At 41.1% G+C, this 14,504-nt stretch carries 18 protein-coding genes; 5 read left to right on the top strand and 13 right to left on the bottom strand.

Going from position 1 to position 14,504, the window contains the following annotated elements:
* Positions 1–73: 73 nt before the first annotated feature.
* The 5 genes from psbV to CLI64_RS22870 all read right to left on the bottom strand — a co-directional run bounded on the left by psbV (position 74) and on the right by CLI64_RS22870 (position 4,141).
* Positions 74–565: a photosystem II cytochrome c-550 gene (gene psbV / locus CLI64_RS22885; RefSeq protein ID WP_103139378.1), complete on the bottom strand. Its 492-nt coding sequence runs from the start codon at positions 563–565 to the stop codon at positions 74–76.
* Between the two features lie 9 nt (positions 566–574).
* A complete protein-coding gene (locus tag CLI64_RS32005; protein ID WP_264082461.1) occupies positions 575–709 on the bottom strand; it encodes a hypothetical protein in 135 nt (44 codons plus the stop codon).
* A 180-nt stretch (positions 710–889) separates the two neighbouring features.
* Positions 890–1,726, bottom strand: a complete 837-nt coding sequence (locus tag CLI64_RS22880) for a carbohydrate ABC transporter permease (RefSeq protein ID WP_103139377.1) — start codon at positions 1,724–1,726, stop codon at positions 890–892.
* Entirely contained in the window at positions 1,723–2,559 is an 837-nt protein-coding gene (locus tag CLI64_RS22875) for a carbohydrate ABC transporter permease (protein ID WP_103139376.1), read from the bottom strand. The genes CLI64_RS22880 and CLI64_RS22875 overlap by 4 nt, the downstream gene beginning before the upstream one ends.
* A 343-nt stretch (positions 2,560–2,902) precedes the next feature.
* Complete coding sequence (locus CLI64_RS22870) at positions 2,903–4,141, bottom strand: ABC transporter substrate-binding protein (RefSeq protein WP_103139375.1); 1,239 nt, start codon at positions 4,139–4,141, stop codon at positions 2,903–2,905.
* Positions 4,142–4,332: 191 nt separating this feature from the next.
* On the opposite strand from CLI64_RS22870, the gene CLI64_RS22865 reads away from it, so the two are divergent.
* Positions 4,333–5,751, top strand: coding sequence for an MFS transporter (locus tag CLI64_RS22865; protein WP_103139374.1), 1,419 nt, complete (start codon positions 4,333–4,335; stop codon positions 5,749–5,751).
* An 81-nt stretch (positions 5,752–5,832) separates the two neighbouring features.
* Here the strand turns inward: CLI64_RS22865 and accD are convergent, their stop codons facing one another.
* The 3 genes from accD to CLI64_RS22850 form a co-directional block, all read right to left on the bottom strand.
* Positions 5,833–6,783: an acetyl-CoA carboxylase, carboxyltransferase subunit beta gene (accD, locus tag CLI64_RS22860; RefSeq protein WP_103139373.1), complete on the bottom strand. Its 951-nt coding sequence runs from the start codon at positions 6,781–6,783 to the stop codon at positions 5,833–5,835.
* Positions 6,784–6,900: 117 nt separating this feature from the next.
* Positions 6,901–7,131, bottom strand: coding sequence for a hypothetical protein (locus CLI64_RS22855; protein WP_103139372.1), 231 nt, complete (start codon positions 7,129–7,131; stop codon positions 6,901–6,903).
* Positions 7,132–7,395: 264 nt separating this feature from the next.
* A complete protein-coding gene (locus tag CLI64_RS22850; RefSeq protein ID WP_103139371.1) occupies positions 7,396–8,208 on the bottom strand; it encodes an A24 family peptidase in 813 nt (270 codons plus the stop codon).
* Between the two features lie 418 nt (positions 8,209–8,626).
* On the opposite strand from CLI64_RS22850, the gene CLI64_RS22845 reads away from it, so the two are divergent.
* Together CLI64_RS22845 and CLI64_RS22840 are read left to right on the top strand one after the other, a co-directional pair.
* Complete coding sequence (locus tag CLI64_RS22845; protein ID WP_103139370.1) at positions 8,627–9,001, top strand: hypothetical protein; 375 nt, start codon at positions 8,627–8,629, stop codon at positions 8,999–9,001.
* Positions 9,002–9,063: 62 nt separating this feature from the next.
* Positions 9,064–9,240 carry a hypothetical protein gene (locus tag CLI64_RS22840; RefSeq protein WP_157943312.1) on the top strand — a complete coding sequence of 59 codons (177 nt, stop codon included), beginning with the start codon at positions 9,064–9,066 and terminating at the stop codon, positions 9,238–9,240.
* Between the two features lie 158 nt (positions 9,241–9,398).
* On the opposite strand, the gene CLI64_RS22835 is transcribed toward CLI64_RS22840, so the two are convergent.
* Both CLI64_RS22835 and leuB read right to left on the bottom strand, forming a co-directional pair.
* The gene (locus CLI64_RS22835; protein ID WP_103139368.1) at positions 9,399–9,665 is read right to left on the bottom strand and encodes a hypothetical protein; all 267 of its coding nucleotides are present in this window, start codon (positions 9,663–9,665) and stop codon (positions 9,399–9,401) included.
* Positions 9,666–9,889: 224 nt separating this feature from the next.
* Positions 9,890–10,975, bottom strand: coding sequence for a 3-isopropylmalate dehydrogenase (gene leuB / locus CLI64_RS22830; RefSeq protein ID WP_103139367.1), 1,086 nt, complete (start codon positions 10,973–10,975; stop codon positions 9,890–9,892).
* 236 nt (positions 10,976–11,211) lie between these two features.
* On the opposite strand from leuB, the gene CLI64_RS22825 reads away from it, so the two are divergent.
* Together CLI64_RS22825 and CLI64_RS22820 are read left to right on the top strand one after the other, a co-directional pair.
* Positions 11,212–12,075, top strand: coding sequence for a mechanosensitive ion channel family protein (locus CLI64_RS22825; protein WP_103139366.1), 864 nt, complete (start codon positions 11,212–11,214; stop codon positions 12,073–12,075).
* A gap of 282 nt (positions 12,076–12,357) precedes the next feature.
* Complete coding sequence (locus CLI64_RS22820) at positions 12,358–13,209, top strand: mechanosensitive ion channel family protein (protein ID WP_103139365.1); 852 nt, start codon at positions 12,358–12,360, stop codon at positions 13,207–13,209.
* A gap of 37 nt (positions 13,210–13,246) precedes the next feature.
* Here CLI64_RS22820 and CLI64_RS22815 read toward each other — a convergent pair whose 3' ends face one another.
* The 3 genes from CLI64_RS22815 to CLI64_RS30935 form a co-directional block, all read right to left on the bottom strand.
* Positions 13,247–13,492, bottom strand: coding sequence for a hypothetical protein (locus CLI64_RS22815; protein WP_103139364.1), 246 nt, complete (start codon positions 13,490–13,492; stop codon positions 13,247–13,249).
* 170 nt (positions 13,493–13,662) lie between these two features.
* Positions 13,663–14,112, bottom strand: a complete 450-nt coding sequence (locus tag CLI64_RS22810; RefSeq protein ID WP_103139363.1) for an AbfB domain-containing protein — start codon at positions 14,110–14,112, stop codon at positions 13,663–13,665.
* Positions 14,075–14,170 (bottom strand): hypothetical protein, encoded by a 96-nt coding sequence (locus tag CLI64_RS30935; protein ID WP_157943311.1) that lies wholly within the window; start codon positions 14,168–14,170, stop codon positions 14,075–14,077. The genes CLI64_RS22810 and CLI64_RS30935 overlap by 38 nt, the downstream gene beginning before the upstream one ends.
* Positions 14,171–14,504 lie beyond the last annotated feature (334 nt).

Raw genomic sequence — 14,504 nt, 5'->3', positions numbered from 1 at the left:
ATCCTGATCCAATTTACTTGTCTTCAGCACTGAGAACTCAGAACTCACCAAAACTCAGCCAATAGTGAGGATTTTAGTAGTAGATTTTACCGCCGCCCCATTTGTCGCCAAGAATTTTTGGCTGGAGGAGGATATGACCAGCGATCGCTTCCAAATCCTTATCGGTCAGATTTCGCATTTCTGTGAAAATATCTGCACTCTTGATGCTGGGGTGTAATTCGGAGATTTCCTCTTCCCCGTCATAGGTGGTGGGATTTTTCATGTAATCTACCAAGCCTTCAATGTTGTCGCGCTTGGGTGTGGCTAAAGCCAGGGCTTCAGGTTCGAGTCCCACGTTTTGGTTAGTTTTGGTCACACCACCGACGTGACATTGGGCGCAGGCGTACTGGAATAAACGTTTGCCTTCTTTTACTTGTTTTAAACTGAGTGTAACGGTATCACCCTGCTCATTTAATTTTACTGTTCTGGTAGCTTTGTCCAGTTCCACAGCTGTTGCGCTACCGACAACTAACTGAAAAGTCAGTAGAACAGTAACGACAACAACGCCAATAAGTCTTCTAAACATTGTTTCCCCTTAAAGATTTTGACGCTCAACACAGCTAAGAAAGTAATACTCAACCTCTAAAATTGACAAAGACAAAACCTTGGCTACAGTCACACTGTAGTCTCCTGTTATCTCTGCGATCGCTAGGTTTGCCAAACTCATCATTGTGTGTTAACCCGCAAATAGAGATTGAGTCGCTGTAATACCAATATCACGTTAGGAGTGCAATTTGTTGCCCAAAATCTGGATTGGGGACTGGGGAATGGGGAATGGGGCATGAGGACAAGGGAGATAAGGGAGACAAGGGAGAATTACTTTTGAATGCCCAATGCCCCATTCCCATTTTTATCCCTTACCGCCGGTGAAGGTGACGCTTTGAATGAAATAGCGGTTGAAGAAGGCGTAAATACATAAGGCTGGTAAGGTGAAGACCATTGAGGCTGCCATGATGTAGTTCCAGTAGCTGATATATTGACCTTTGAAGGTGTTTAAACCTAGAGGGAGGGTAAACATTTCTGGGTCAAATAAAATGACCACTGGAAGTAAAAAATTATTCCAACTACCCATAAATACAAAAACTGCCTGGGCTGCTAGGGCGGGTTTGGCTAGGGGTAAGATAATGCGGCGGAAAATACCGAAAGTATTTAAGCCATCTAGTTGTCCAGCTTCTTCGAGTTCTTTAGGAAAGTTAACAAAAAACTGCCGCATCATAAAGATAAAAGTGGCGTTGACCATACTAGGCACAATCATGCCTTGATAAGAATTGAGCCAACCCATAGCTTTTAAGATCAGAAACGTAGGAATCAGTGTGATTTGGGCTGGGACTGCTAGAACTGCCAAAATTAGGAAGAACCAGAAGTTTCTCCCAGTAAATCGGAGTCTAGCTAAGGCGTAACCAGCCATTGAGTTGAACAGCAAGTTTAACCCTGTGACGCTGACAGCAATGAATATGCTATTAAACAGCCAACGTAAAAATAAGGGTTCTTGGAGAAAGATTTGTTTATAGTTGTCTAGAGTAAAGTTGTTGGGGAAAAAATTAGGCTCACCCCCAATAATCTCGGAAAGGGGCTTAAATGAGGCTGATAAAGCCCAGAGAAAGGGAATTAAGGTAATAATGGCATAAGCAACTAATACAACGTACAACAGTGCCTTGAGCCAGGGAATGGTAGAGATAGTTTTCAAGCTCTTTCCCCTCCGAAAAGTTGCCGTTGTAGGATGGTGACAGTGATAATGACCACTGCTAATAAAAATGCGATCGCTGCTGCATAGCCCATTTGAAGATAGCGAAACACATTTTGATAAATCAGCAACACTAACGTTAAAGTCGCATTATTAGGCCCGCCAGTCCCACCAGAAAAAATATAAGACTGATCAAATAATTGAAAAGTCCCGATAACTCCAATTGCTACTACAAAAAAAGTCACTGGTTGTAGTAAGGGAATAGTAATGTAAATAAATTTTTGCCACCAATTAGCCCCGTCAATTTCTGCGGCTTCGTAAAGCCTTTGAGGAATATCTTGCAAAGCTGCTAAATAAATTACCATATAAAATGGTGCAGTTGCCCAAATATTCATGAGCATAATACCCTTGAGGGCAACAGATGGATCACCCAACCAATTGTAAGTAGGTAATCCGAAAAAACTCAGGAAATCATTTAGTAACCCATCAGTGTTATAAATCCACATGAAAATCAGAGTTAACACGGCTGAAGATGTTACCGTGGGTAAAAAATAAAGGATTCGCCACCAATTTTTAGCACGAATTCCAGAATTTAAAGTTACAGCTAAAACTAGAGCTAAAATAGTTTGACTAGGTACAACAATTAAGACGTATTCGATTGTATTTTTTAGGGCAATTCCTACTCTATTATCTGTTAATAATCTTTGGAAATTACGCAATCCAATAAACTCATAATCAATTCCTCCTAAAAGTTGAACTTTGTGCAGGGAAAGAAATACTGCGTAGAAAATTGGGAGAATAACGAAAGTTCCTAAAACTAAAATTGTAGGCATCATAAATATGTACCCCACAAGATTAGCTTGGATATTCCATCTGCGAATTTTACGAAGACTGCGTTCCAGAAACACAGTTAAATCTCCATTTAATATTGTATTTAGCAATCTATAGCAGTCTTATCTGATTTGCGATAACTCGTGGTATCTGGTTTCTTGCTATATTTCTCAAGAGTGAATTTCATTAATGTCTCACTCTTTCTTTGTGCAGAGGAACAAAGAAAAAGGCAAGGTTAGATTTAAGTGATTAATTGTTTCACAATCTATAGCTCCTAAAGGATTTTTTAGGAGCCTTATCTAAACAAAGTATTTTTATTGAAAATAATGGTTTTACCTGGAATTTAAATCACTCCATAGATTGAATTTGCTGATTAGCTTCATGCTGCGCTTGTAACATCGCCTGTTTTAATGGCTGTTGTCCTAGCAAAGCACTGATGAACTGATTATCAAAGTTGTTGACAATGGCGGCTGGATGTTTACCGACTTGCCAAGGTGTAGCGTAATTAACACCAGCGACTAAAGGCGACCTCAGCTTATCTTGGTCATATCCCAAATTCTCGGCTACGGATTTACGAGTAGGTAAAGCAAAGCCTGTTCCTGTCCATTTCTGCATGCCCTCTTTACCTGTGAGGTAAGAAATTAATTCCCAAGCTGCGGCTTTATTTTGAGATTGTTTATTCATGACATAGGCGACAGTAAATACCATTGTGCCTTTTTTGTTGTTAATAGTTGGTACTTCTGCGATCGCAAATTCCAATTTGGGAAAGGTTTCTTGCAGATAAGGAATTGCCCAATTACCTTCAATTACCATCGCTACCTTACCTTGACCAAACATTTCACTACCTGAGTTTGTTCCCACATCAGATTTTTGGGCAGAGGAACGGTCTTGGCGATACTGGTCAATGACTAACTGTAATCCTTGTAAGGCTTGTGGACTAGCAAATGTAGCATTATCTTGGGAATCAATGACTTGTCCACCAAAGGCTTTAATTTTATAAGCTTGACGTGCTAATTCTGGCATTTCACCAAAGCCGTATCTGTTGAGTTTGCCTGTTAATTGTTTTGAGTAGCTGCGGAGTTCTGCCCAATTTTGGGGCGGAGTGTTTAAACCAGCAGTCACAAAGGCTTTTTTGTTATAAAAAAGTGCCAAGGTGGAATAGTCTTTCGGCAGTCCGTAAATAGAATTTTGGTACTTAAAACTGTCTAATAAAGTTGGTTCAAAATCTGCTAAATCAAATTCTGGGGTGATGTAATTATTTAACGGTTCTAGGACATTCTGACTCATCAAAAAAGGGGCTTCTAAAGCATCCAGATAAAAAACATCGGGTGCGGCTTCCCCAACTAAGCGAGTTTTGATCACATCCATGTATTGGTCAGAAATTACCTCATATTTGACCTTGATTTGCGGGTGTTTAGCTTCAAAGTCTTGTAAGACTTGTTTTAGTAATTTCTGTTCTACAGGAGAACCTCCCCAACCACTGAGTTTAACTGTGACTTGGTGGGGTTTTGGTAGACTATGGCAACTAATTATAGTCATGGCGATCGCGATCGCTACACCCAAAAATCGCCAAAAATTCTTCCGCATCACGATTAAATTAAAGTCTATTCCTCCTTACTTATATCGTCTGTAACTGCGGACTGATATTTAACTCGTCTGAAGTTTTGTTGAGAAATGCAAGGTAAAATATCGAAGAATTATCCCCAAAGTGTTTGAGTGTACACTGAATAACTCAATAGATTCACTTATGTCAGGGTGCTTTCCCATAAATAATATCTATGGATTCGATTCAGCTTGAAACAGTGTCACCCGTGATTCTGGAACTTCCCCAGATTCCTCAACCCCAAACTCACCTTGTTCCTAGCCGCCAATCTGATAAGAATGCGATTCGCACCAGTTTAAAAGCCTCAACGGTGGATGCGATTTTTGCGGCTATTTTCTCCCTAGCTACTGGCGGAATTTTACTGAGTAATTTCTTGGTAGAGTTAGATGCCAGTCCGGTAGTATTTGGGATGATCACATCAATTCCCATGCTGGTGAACCTGATTCAGCCTTTAGGAGCTTATTTATCCGAACGTAGCACCAGCAGATTCCAATATGCTTTAAAAACATTTGGTATTGCTCGGCTACTATGGCTAATTTTATTACTTGGGGTTATCGGTTTTAGTTGGGGATGGGTAAACTCCCTGCAATTAGAAGTCTTAACTTTATTAATTGTCTTAGGTAGTCACCTATTAGGAGGGCTGGGAAGCGCGTCTTGGTTGAGTTGGCTGGCTATCATTGTTCCCCGAAGATTACGGGGCAGGTATTTTGGTATACGTAATAGTGCAGTCAGTCTCACTAACTTAATTTGTGTACCTTTAGCGGGTTTACTGATTTCCCATTGGTATGGCGGTACTCTCCAAGGTTATGGCGTAGTGCTGTTGGTGAGTATCATTTTTGGGATTCTCAGCTTGGGATGTCAGTATTTCAAGATAGACATAAATCCGCAATTACAAAATACAATCAGTGAATCTCCACAGGAAGGCGGGGGAAAGAGTGCAGGGTGCGGAGGGGAAGAAATTACATCTGTAATCTTATTTAAGGAAGCAAATAAATCTTTAGCGGTTGATTCTGGCGTTAATTTTTGGCAGAATGCTAATTTTTTAAAATTTTTAGTTTATTTTGGCTTATGGATGCTGGCTGTAAATCTCAGTGCGCCGTTTTTTAATTTATATATGCTAGATACGCTGCAACTAGATGTGAGTTGGGTGACGCTTTACGGTAGTTTGCAGGCGGGAGCTAATTTACTGATGATGATGTTTTGGGGTAAGTTAGCAGATAAAGTTGGGAATCGTCCGATTTTGATTTTTATTGGACTTCTGGTGGCGGTGACACCGTTACTGTGGTTGGGAATTAGCGGGAATCATCTAGACGTTTGGTTGTGGTTGCCACTGTTACATATTTTAACGGGCGGAACTTGGGCAGCTATTGACTTATGTAACAACAATATGCAATTAGGTATTGCCCCACTCAAAAACCAGTCACTATATTTTGCGATCGCTTCGGCGGTGGCTGGTTTTAGTGGCGCGTTAGGCACAACTATCGGTAGCTTAATCGCCCAATTCACTCAGCATGGAGGTTTATTGGCGGTTTTTGCCCTTTCTGGTGTGTTGCGCCTAGTGGCTTTAATTCCGTTAGTGTTTGTTAAAGAGTGATTGGGCATAGGGCATGGGGAATTGGGAATTGGTGTAAAACTTCCTCTACTCCCCTGCCCCCTGCCCCCTGCCCTCATCCTTTCATTCAGCTGCGGTGGTGCTAAAGCTCATCGCTTCCCACCGTACCATAGGGGGGGCGGTAGGGACAGGTTGGTGTAGTGCGATGAGTTTGGCTAGGGTGTTCTTTAATTGGGTACGGGGTACGATTTCATCAACGAAGCCATGTTTGAGTAGGTCTTCGGCTGTTTGGAAATCGTCTGGTAGCTTTTCTCTGAGGGTTTGCTCAATTACACGGCGACCAGCGAAACCAATGGTGGCTTTAGGTTCAGCAATGATAATGTCGCCCAACATAGCAAAACTAGCAGTTACGCCGCCTGTGGTGGGGTTGGTTAAAATGGGGATGTAGAGTAATTTAGCGTCGCGGTGACGTTCTAGGGCGGCGGAAATTTTCGCCATTTGCATTAGAGAGAGCATACCTTCTTGCATTCTCGCTCCCCCAGAGGTGCAAACAATGACTACTGGGTAACGTCGTTGGGTAGCTTGTTCAATGAGGCGGGTAATTTTTTCACCCACGACAGAACCCATACTACCGCCCATGAAGCGGAAATCCATCACGGCAAGCCCTACGGGTAAACCGTTGATTTGCCCCAAACCTGTTTTAACTGCATCTAAAAGCCCTAGCTTGTCCTCCATTTCCCGCAAGCGATCGCTATAGGGTTTGCGATCGCGGAATTGCAGAGGATCTGTAGAACGCAGATTTTCATCTATCGCTCTCCAAGTATTTTGGTCTATTATTTGCCGGATGCGTTCATCACTGTCTACTCGATTGTGATGTCCGCATTCTACGCACACCATTTGATTGGCTAAAAGGTCTTTCGTATAGGTCAGCACACCACACTTAGGACATTTATGCCACAGTCCATCGGCAATTTCGCGCTCTTGGCGTTCGAGGTTGGTAGCTCCCGATTTACGGCGGTTCGCAAACCAATCAAATAGAGACTTTAAACCGCGTGATTCTTCGTTGTTTGCCATTTTTATCTTATTCAAGTGGGTACGAGGTCGAAAATAAGTCAAGCAGTCAGGATAATTCAATTATCATTAGTCTTGAGTAATTTTATTGACTAGTGATGATTAACCTGTAACTGTTGACTACATCGCCAAATTACGCTTATAAGCAATCAGACCTAAATTTGCATCTTTGGTTGCCAGCTTAACGAAAATACTGATGCCAATACAAGTATTTGGTTCTGTGAATGTTGTAAATGTATTGGCAAAATTAAAGACGTTATCATACCAACCCCCCAACAGGATGCCTTTCCTCAACCCCAGCTTGAAGTATTGCCCCCAAGATTGCAATTTGTATCGCCAGTTGATGAGCATTCAGCATTTACCAACAGGTACTCTTCAATTAGAGGGTGATACTAGTCACAAGCTGATATTACCAAAATGTCAAGCGTAAATGGGGTAATGAACGCTACAGTCGGGGAAAATTTAGTTGGTATTGGGAATGGGGACTGGGGATTGGGAATGGGGCAGGGGGCAGGGGGCAGGGGGCAGGGTGCAGGGTGCAGGGGAGAAAAACTAATGACTAATGACTAATGACTAATGACTAATGACTAATGACTAATGACTAATGACTAATGACTAATGACTAAACAATCTCAAGTAGGCTGATAAAACTGCTTCGCCGCCGAAGAGGGTGAAGAATGCGCCGGATGCTAGGAAGGGGCCGAAGGGGATTTTTTGCCCCCATTTGCGTTTTGATAGGATAATTGCGCTGATTCCTACGATCGCGCCTAGACTGCAAGCGATAAATCCAGCTAATAGTAAATGTTTCCAACCTAGCCACGCTCCCATCATGGCTGCTAGTTTGGCATCTCCTGCACCCATTGCTTCTTTTTGCAGGAAAATACCGAGAAGTGCGATCGCATCAAATAACCATAATCCTAATACAGCTCCCACTATCCCCATCATTAAATGTTTAACTACGCTAGCAATGCTGGCTTCGTTTATATATCCCACCACTACCTGAAAGATAATTCCTAACACCAACCCTGATTTAGTTAAGGGATTGGGTAAAGTCATGGTGTCTAAATCAATCAGGGACAAGGCTAATAACCAACTACAAAAAGCCCAATATCCTAGTGTCAAAATTGAGACGTTGAATATCAAGAAAATGAGGAGAAAAATAATCCCTGTCACCGCCTCTACCACTGGATAACGCACAGAAATCGGGCTTTTACAATAACGACATCGCCCTTTTAACCACAGCCACCCAAATACAGGCACATTATCATAGGCTTTGAGCTGGTTTAAGCAGTGGGGACAACGGGAAGGCGGCCAGAGAATTGATAATCCCGCAGGTAATCGATAAACGACAACATTGATAAAGCTACCGATAGATGCACCCAAGACGAAAACAATGATGATCGCTGGGGCTACCATCAAAATATCCATATATTTATTTGTCACAAGTTCTGAGTCAGTTGTCGTTGATATTTCGCCTTTTGTCGAGAGTTCAATAGTTATGGGAATGGGGAATGGAGAAGAAAAGTTGACTTAGTTTCGCAGAAATCAAATATGAGCCTTTAACTATTGCGGTGGCACACCAGCAAAATATAGAAGAAGCATTTTTTTTCCCCTACACCTCCACACCTTTACACTCCCAAACTCCTGTATTTAAGTGGGCTTAGGTAAGTTCTTGATTAAATTTTATGAAGAATACGTGAGGAAAATCCGAAATCTCACGATTAGCCTTTGTGTATTCTAGTCAAGCAAAATTCTCCTCTCAAACATCTCTTGTGAAGTGCGGATTGATGATTGTTGAATAGATACCATGCTTAGAGAGTGTAACTAAAAATACTAGCTAAAAATTATGAGTGATAATAACAAACCCGAAGATTTTTTTGGCGAAGACAGTAATTTCAACTCTGATAACATTAGAGTTGAAATCCCAGCCCAACGAGAACCAGGATATTACGAGAGAATTCCCTCTGCGTATGACCCAATGGGTGAGATTTACGTCAGAGGTAGAGCTATGAGAACCATGTCTTCTGGCACCATGCCTTGGTGGGTGCTAATTACGGGTTGGTTCTTATTCGGTGGATTATTTTTACTAATTATATTTGCGGGTATATCTTCAATGTCCTGGGGGATTATCCCTGGTCTGATTATTACTCTGATTCCTGTCTTAATCGTCTTTAGAGGAACTATGGCAAAACTCTCAGCCAAAAAACGCACAAGAAGGTAAATACTGAAATATATGTGCTTAGAGGTTTTCATCCTGTTTTTAACCTGCTGGACATTGGAGAAATGTTTCTTGCTGGATACAAACGCCAACCAGCACAGAATGATTACCGTCCAGGGCATCGTTTAGGTTATCTCACAGATGCAGAATATCAATTTGCTCATCAATACGTGATACAACTGCGCCAGTCTAAGGAAATACTACCTCCTACTGAATTAGATGTGCTGAAGAGACAATTGTGACATCTTCTTTATAGTGATGAGAGTTCCTGCAAGCGAAATATTGAAGCAGAACGTAAACGCAGCCCTCATAAATCGGAACTAGAGCTTTATCGTGATGCGATTTCTCGCCTCGAAAGGGATCGTAGGCGATAGTATAATTACATAATTAACAGTAATTACTAATACATATGTGATTCAATTTGACTCAAGGGTACAAAACATTCTTGAGGTAAGAGAACTGGCTGATTAGTAAAAATCACCTTACCACGGTGAGTCACCCGATTGATGGCTACTCCTGAAGGTTGACCGGCGATTTCAGGATGTACTTCACAATGAGTATAGTAAATTCGCCCCGCAGCTCTGATTACGGCAGGATCAATCAAAGGAGACTGATTTCTGGGGGCAGTAAATTGAGCTTTTCCCTGTTCTTGTCGTAAAGCGTACACTATATTGCTGCGTAGTTGCTAGATTTGCTTCTAGTTTAGCTGAAACTTTTGATAACGGTTGCCAATTTGGCCGATTGTGCTAGGAAATTTTTCGGAAAATGGGCAATCAGGCATAGGGCATGGGGCATGGGAGACAGGAGAGACAAGGGAGACAAGGGAGAGAAAGTTCTAATAGTTAATGACTAATGACTAATGACTAATGACTAATGACTATTGACTATTGACTATTGACTCACAGCCTTAATCAATGAATCGCCCATTGCGCGACAACCTAAAAGATTCATTCCTGGTGACATGATATCGCCTGTGCGATCGCCTTGTTCTAAAACTTGCAATACGGCTTTTTCGATTCTGTCGGCGGCTTGGGGTTGATTTAAGCCGTAGCGTAACATCATGGCTGCGCTTAAAACTTGGGCGAGGGGGTTGGCTTTATCTTGTCCTGCAATATCTGGTGCAGAACCATGAACGGGTTCAAATAATCCTGGCCCCGATGCACCTAAACTGGCAGAAGGTAGCATACCTATACTACCTGTGAGCATGGCGGCGGCATCGGAGAGGATATCGCCAAATAAGTTGCCTGTAACAATGGTGTCAAATTGCTTGGGGGCGCGGACTAATTGCATGGCAGCATTATCTACATATAGATGGGTGAGTTCCACATCTGGGTATTCTTGGGCTAACTTGGTCATGCGATCGCGCCACAACTGCGATACTTCTAATACGTTGGCTTTATCGACTGAACAAAGTTTACCCCGACGTTTGCGTGCTGTTTCAAATGCTACTCTACCAATCCGCTCAATTTCTGATTCGGTATACACCATAGTATTCAAACCGCGTTTTTCACCAGTTTCGGTGGGAAAAATGCCTCTGGGTTTGCCGAAGTAAATCCCGCCAGTAAGTTCACGTACAACCATAATATCTACACCTTCTACTACTTCCCGCTTTAAGGTGGAAGCATCGATGAGTTGGGGTAAAATTTGGGCTGGACGCAAATTGGCAAATAGTTCTAAGCCTGCGCGGAGTCCTAATAAACCTGCTTCTGGACGTTGGTTAGCTGGGAGGCTGTCCCACTTGTAACCACCGATAGCAGCCAGTAAGACAGCGTCACTGTTGCGACAAGCTTCGAGGGTAGCAGCTGGGAGGGGTTCACCTGTTGCGTCAATAGCTGCACCGCCAAGTAACGCTTCTTGAAAGTCGAAGTGAATATCAAATTGCTTTCCTATGACTGTCAGCACATCTACCGCCACAGCCATAATTTCGGGGCCAATACCATCGCCAGGAAGTAGGGTAATACGGTAGTTCTGAGTCATAGTTAGTTTTCATTCGGTAAATACTTGCAGATCAAATATCATACCGAATTTGTAATGCGTAATTAGTAATTCGTAATTCGTAATTTAGGAGGGTATGTATTTCGCTCAATCCCAGACTATACGCTTAATAACTAGCTAATGTATGGTAATCAAAGATTAAAAAAAAGTATTTTTAGGCATTTTTAAGTGATTTTACTAGTATGTTCTTTAATAAATAGCTAAAATAAGAATAACTTATGAACTTTCAGCAGATTGGACAGATTGCGCTGCAACTGTTAACACAGTTTGGTTTAAAAGTGTTGGGTGCGATCGCACTTTGGTTAATCGCCCAAAAACTGATTGATTTTGCTGTCAAGCTACTGCGTCGCGCTTTCCGCAGTCAAAATATTGAGCCGACGCTGATTAGTTATTTGCTCAATATCATCGGTGTAACTTTGAGAATCATCCTAGTTGTGGCGATTCTCGGCTTTTTTGGCATTGAAACCACTTCTTTTGCGGCTTTACTTGCGGCGGCTGGTGTAGCCATTGGTGCGGCTTGGGGTGGACTGTTGGCAAATTTTGCGGCTGGTGCGTTTTTGATTGTGTTCCGTCCGTTTAATGTTGGTGATTTTATTACCGCCGGTGGTGTAACTGGGACTGTGACGGAAATTGGACTATTTACCACTAGCATCAATACACCTGACAACGTCTTAACAATAGTTGCTAACAACAAAATCTTTGCTGACAATATCCAGAATTTTTCTGCTAATCCTTACCGTCGGGTTGATTTGATAGCTCAAATACACCACACAGTCGATCATAATGAAGCGATCGCACTATTAAAATCTAAAATTAGCCAAATTCCCAACGTACTGGATAATCCTGCACCGGATGTAGAAATTCTCGACTTTAATTTAGCCGGGACAGTATTAGCAGTGCGTCCTTATTGCAATAATGACCACTACTGGCAAGTTTATTTTGACACCAATAAAACTATTCGGGAAAGCTTTGGTGAAGCTGGTTATCCAGTTCCCGAACAACGTTATGTTGTCAATAGTCATTCAGGAAATGGAGCAAATGCTGTTCCAGCTTCGTCTTTAAGTGATTTTGTTACACAGTAAAAATTACGCTTTCATGTGCAGATTCTTCACTTAAAAATAGAACAATTAAGTACAAGGTAGGTAAAGTCCAAATTTTACCTACTTTTTTATTATATTACTTGTTATTACTGAAGTAATTCTGATGATTAAATATCTTTCAAAAGACAGAAACTACACAATCTCTCTTCAGGAAGAGGTGAGTTGATATGCTTATTCACACCATTATGAAAAGTAGCCACAATCCAAAGAAGATTAATAATTTTTGTGGTACTTTTTATTTTTTTTGAAAATAGAGAAAAACTTATGAATTTCAATCAAATTATTCCTGTTGTACTGGGATTACTAACACAATTTGGATTGAAATTAATAGGCGCGATCGCAATTTGGTTTATCGGTCAAAATTTAATTGATTTTGGCTTAAAATTACTCCGTCGCGCTTTTCGTACCCAGCATATTGAACCGACGCTGGTGAATTATCTACTCAATATCGTTGCAGTGACGCTGAGAATTATTCTAATTGTGGCGATTCTTGGCTTTTTCGGTGTTGAAACTACTTCTTTTGCGGCATTGTTAGCAGCATTAGGTATCGCCATTGGTGCGGCTTGGAGTGGCTTATTAGCAAACTTTGCGGCTGGTGCTTTTTTAATGATTTTTCGTCCATTTAAGGCTGGTGATTTGATATCAGCCGCAGGTGTAACTGGAACAGTAGCAGAAATAGGACTATTCACAACTACTATTAATACACTTGACAATGTAATGACAATTGTCGCCAATAATAAAATATTTTCAGATAACATTGAGAATTTTTCAGCTAATCCTTATCGGCGTGTTGATCTGAAAGCACAAATACATCACAGTGTTGACCATAATGAAGCAATCAGGCTATTAAAACAGAGAATCAGCCAAATTCCTCATGTTTTAAATAATCCTGCACCCGATGTAGAAATTTTAGATTTTAATCTAGCAGGTACAGTCTTAGCGGTGCGTCCCTACTGTCATAATCAAGATTATTGGCAGGTTTATTTTGACACTAATAAAGCTATCAAAGAAACTTTTGGCGAAGCTGGTTATCCAGTTCCCGAACAACGCTATGGCTTTAGTGGTAATACGGAAGATGGAAATAAACCCCTGATTTCTACCTCTTTTCAGAAGTAAGGACTAGAGTCCTTACAACTAACTATCAGATTATGAACTAATTTGGGGTAGGGCGATCGCATTTATACGGATACAGCCATTCACAGCGAAAAAGTCCACCTGTATGTTTTTCAAAGAATGTCCCAGCATGGCGACTTTTGGATATGTTAATTCCCGCCTTGGTTTTAATTTCGTATAACCAAGGAAAAGCAACTATTAAAGTAACTATCACTACAAGAATTTGGCTAAATTTAGGTCTGAATTTAATGGTTCTTCGGGAATTGCTGTGATGTTTTTGAGGCATAACTTCTAAAACTGACAGTTAATTCAAAATCCATGCTAGCTTAATTTTTAAGATTTGGCTTTCCAGGAAAATATGCTATTTTTTTGTGGAAAATCTCAAAGAAGAAATAAAAAATCTGTCGGATTATACCCAACAGACATTGAATAAGTAACTAATAAAAGTCGATGGGATTATTGTATCCAAGGCGCAGCTATTTGAAATGATGCGTCGTTTTTGTACCCAATATCCCCAGCTTGGGGTTCAATCCGCAACTCATAATTGCGATTACGCAGATAGTGAGTGGGATCGTTAAATGAGGCAAATGACAGCGCAGTTGTATCTGCAAGTCCAAGTTTGGGACAGAATGTGGCATCAGCTTTGAATAAATCTGTGTTGTCGTTTTGATTTAATTGCACACGATAACCTTGATGCCTTAAATAATAGCCAGAATTAGTTTTCGACTCACAAGAAACACAATTTGCATTTGCCAATCCTGGGACAAAATTCCAAGTTGCATTATTCTTCGTCAAGGTATCACTACTACTATTAACTGGTTGGATATAACCTAAAGAATTTGTTTGTCCAATGTAGTAAGTGGGATAATTAAGCGTTAGCTGGCGGTACAGGGGAAGGATTACCACCTACTTGGATGATTTTCGCCACAGAAGGCACACCAGCTGAGTTGACTAAAAACAGCATATAGTACCCCGGTGTGCCATATTTTGAAAATGCAGTTTCAATTTCATGCAAATTACAGATGTCTGGCTGGTGCTAATTCTTACAGCAGCACAAATGTCACAAGGAATAGGGAACAGCGTTTACAGTCTTTAGGTATCTAGCTTTGTTGTGCAAATTGGTATTTTATTTACCTGTTATCTGCTGTATATTGCTGAATACACAAATTCCTGGATGTCGTAGCGTCAACACATAGCTGCTACCACCAGAAAAATGATTTTCTTCTCCATGAAATCACCAGAATCTACGAGCAAAATTAATGAAGTTTAGTAAATTCTTGCATTGAGTTTGTTAATTA

This window comes from Nostoc sp. CENA543 (assembly GCF_002896875.1).
In the GTDB taxonomy this organism is placed as follows: Bacteria; Cyanobacteriota; Cyanobacteriia; order Cyanobacteriales; family Nostocaceae; genus Trichormus.
Note: the sequence above shows the minus strand (reverse complement) of the source record. Positions and strands in the feature narration are given on the sequence as shown.

Excerpts from the sequence above, each read along its gene's own strand:
- psbV (WP_103139378.1), bottom strand. The coding sequence starts at position 565 with ATGTTTAGAAGACTTATTGGCGTTGTTGTCGTTACTGTTCTACTGACT.
- CLI64_RS32005 (WP_264082461.1), bottom strand. The coding sequence starts at position 709 with ATGATGAGTTTGGCAAACCTAGCGATCGCAGAGATAACAGGAGACTAC.
- CLI64_RS22875 (WP_103139376.1), bottom strand. The coding sequence starts at position 2,559 with ATGATGCCTACAATTTTAGTTTTAGGAACTTTCGTTATTCTCCCAATT.
- CLI64_RS22870 (WP_103139375.1), bottom strand. The coding sequence starts at position 4,141 with ATGCGGAAGAATTTTTGGCGATTTTTGGGTGTAGCGATCGCGATCGCC.
- CLI64_RS22865 (WP_103139374.1), top strand. The coding sequence starts at position 4,333 with ATGGATTCGATTCAGCTTGAAACAGTGTCACCCGTGATTCTGGAACTT.
- accD (WP_103139373.1), bottom strand. The coding sequence starts at position 6,783 with ATGGCAAACAACGAAGAATCACGCGGTTTAAAGTCTCTATTTGATTGG.
- CLI64_RS22855 (WP_103139372.1), bottom strand. The coding sequence starts at position 7,131 with ATGCTCATCAACTGGCGATACAAATTGCAATCTTGGGGGCAATACTTC.
- CLI64_RS22850 (WP_103139371.1), bottom strand. The coding sequence starts at position 8,208 with ATGGATATTTTGATGGTAGCCCCAGCGATCATCATTGTTTTCGTCTTG.
- CLI64_RS22845 (WP_103139370.1), top strand. The coding sequence starts at position 8,627 with ATGAGTGATAATAACAAACCCGAAGATTTTTTTGGCGAAGACAGTAAT.
- CLI64_RS22840 (WP_157943312.1), top strand. The coding sequence starts at position 9,064 with ATGTTTCTTGCTGGATACAAACGCCAACCAGCACAGAATGATTACCGT.
- leuB (WP_103139367.1), bottom strand. The coding sequence starts at position 10,975 with ATGACTCAGAACTACCGTATTACCCTACTTCCTGGCGATGGTATTGGC.
- CLI64_RS22825 (WP_103139366.1), top strand. The coding sequence starts at position 11,212 with ATGAACTTTCAGCAGATTGGACAGATTGCGCTGCAACTGTTAACACAG.
- CLI64_RS22820 (WP_103139365.1), top strand. The coding sequence starts at position 12,358 with ATGAATTTCAATCAAATTATTCCTGTTGTACTGGGATTACTAACACAA.
- CLI64_RS22815 (WP_103139364.1), bottom strand. The coding sequence starts at position 13,492 with ATGCCTCAAAAACATCACAGCAATTCCCGAAGAACCATTAAATTCAGA.
- CLI64_RS30935 (WP_157943311.1), bottom strand. The coding sequence starts at position 14,170 with ATGCTGTTTTTAGTCAACTCAGCTGGTGTGCCTTCTGTGGCGAAAATC.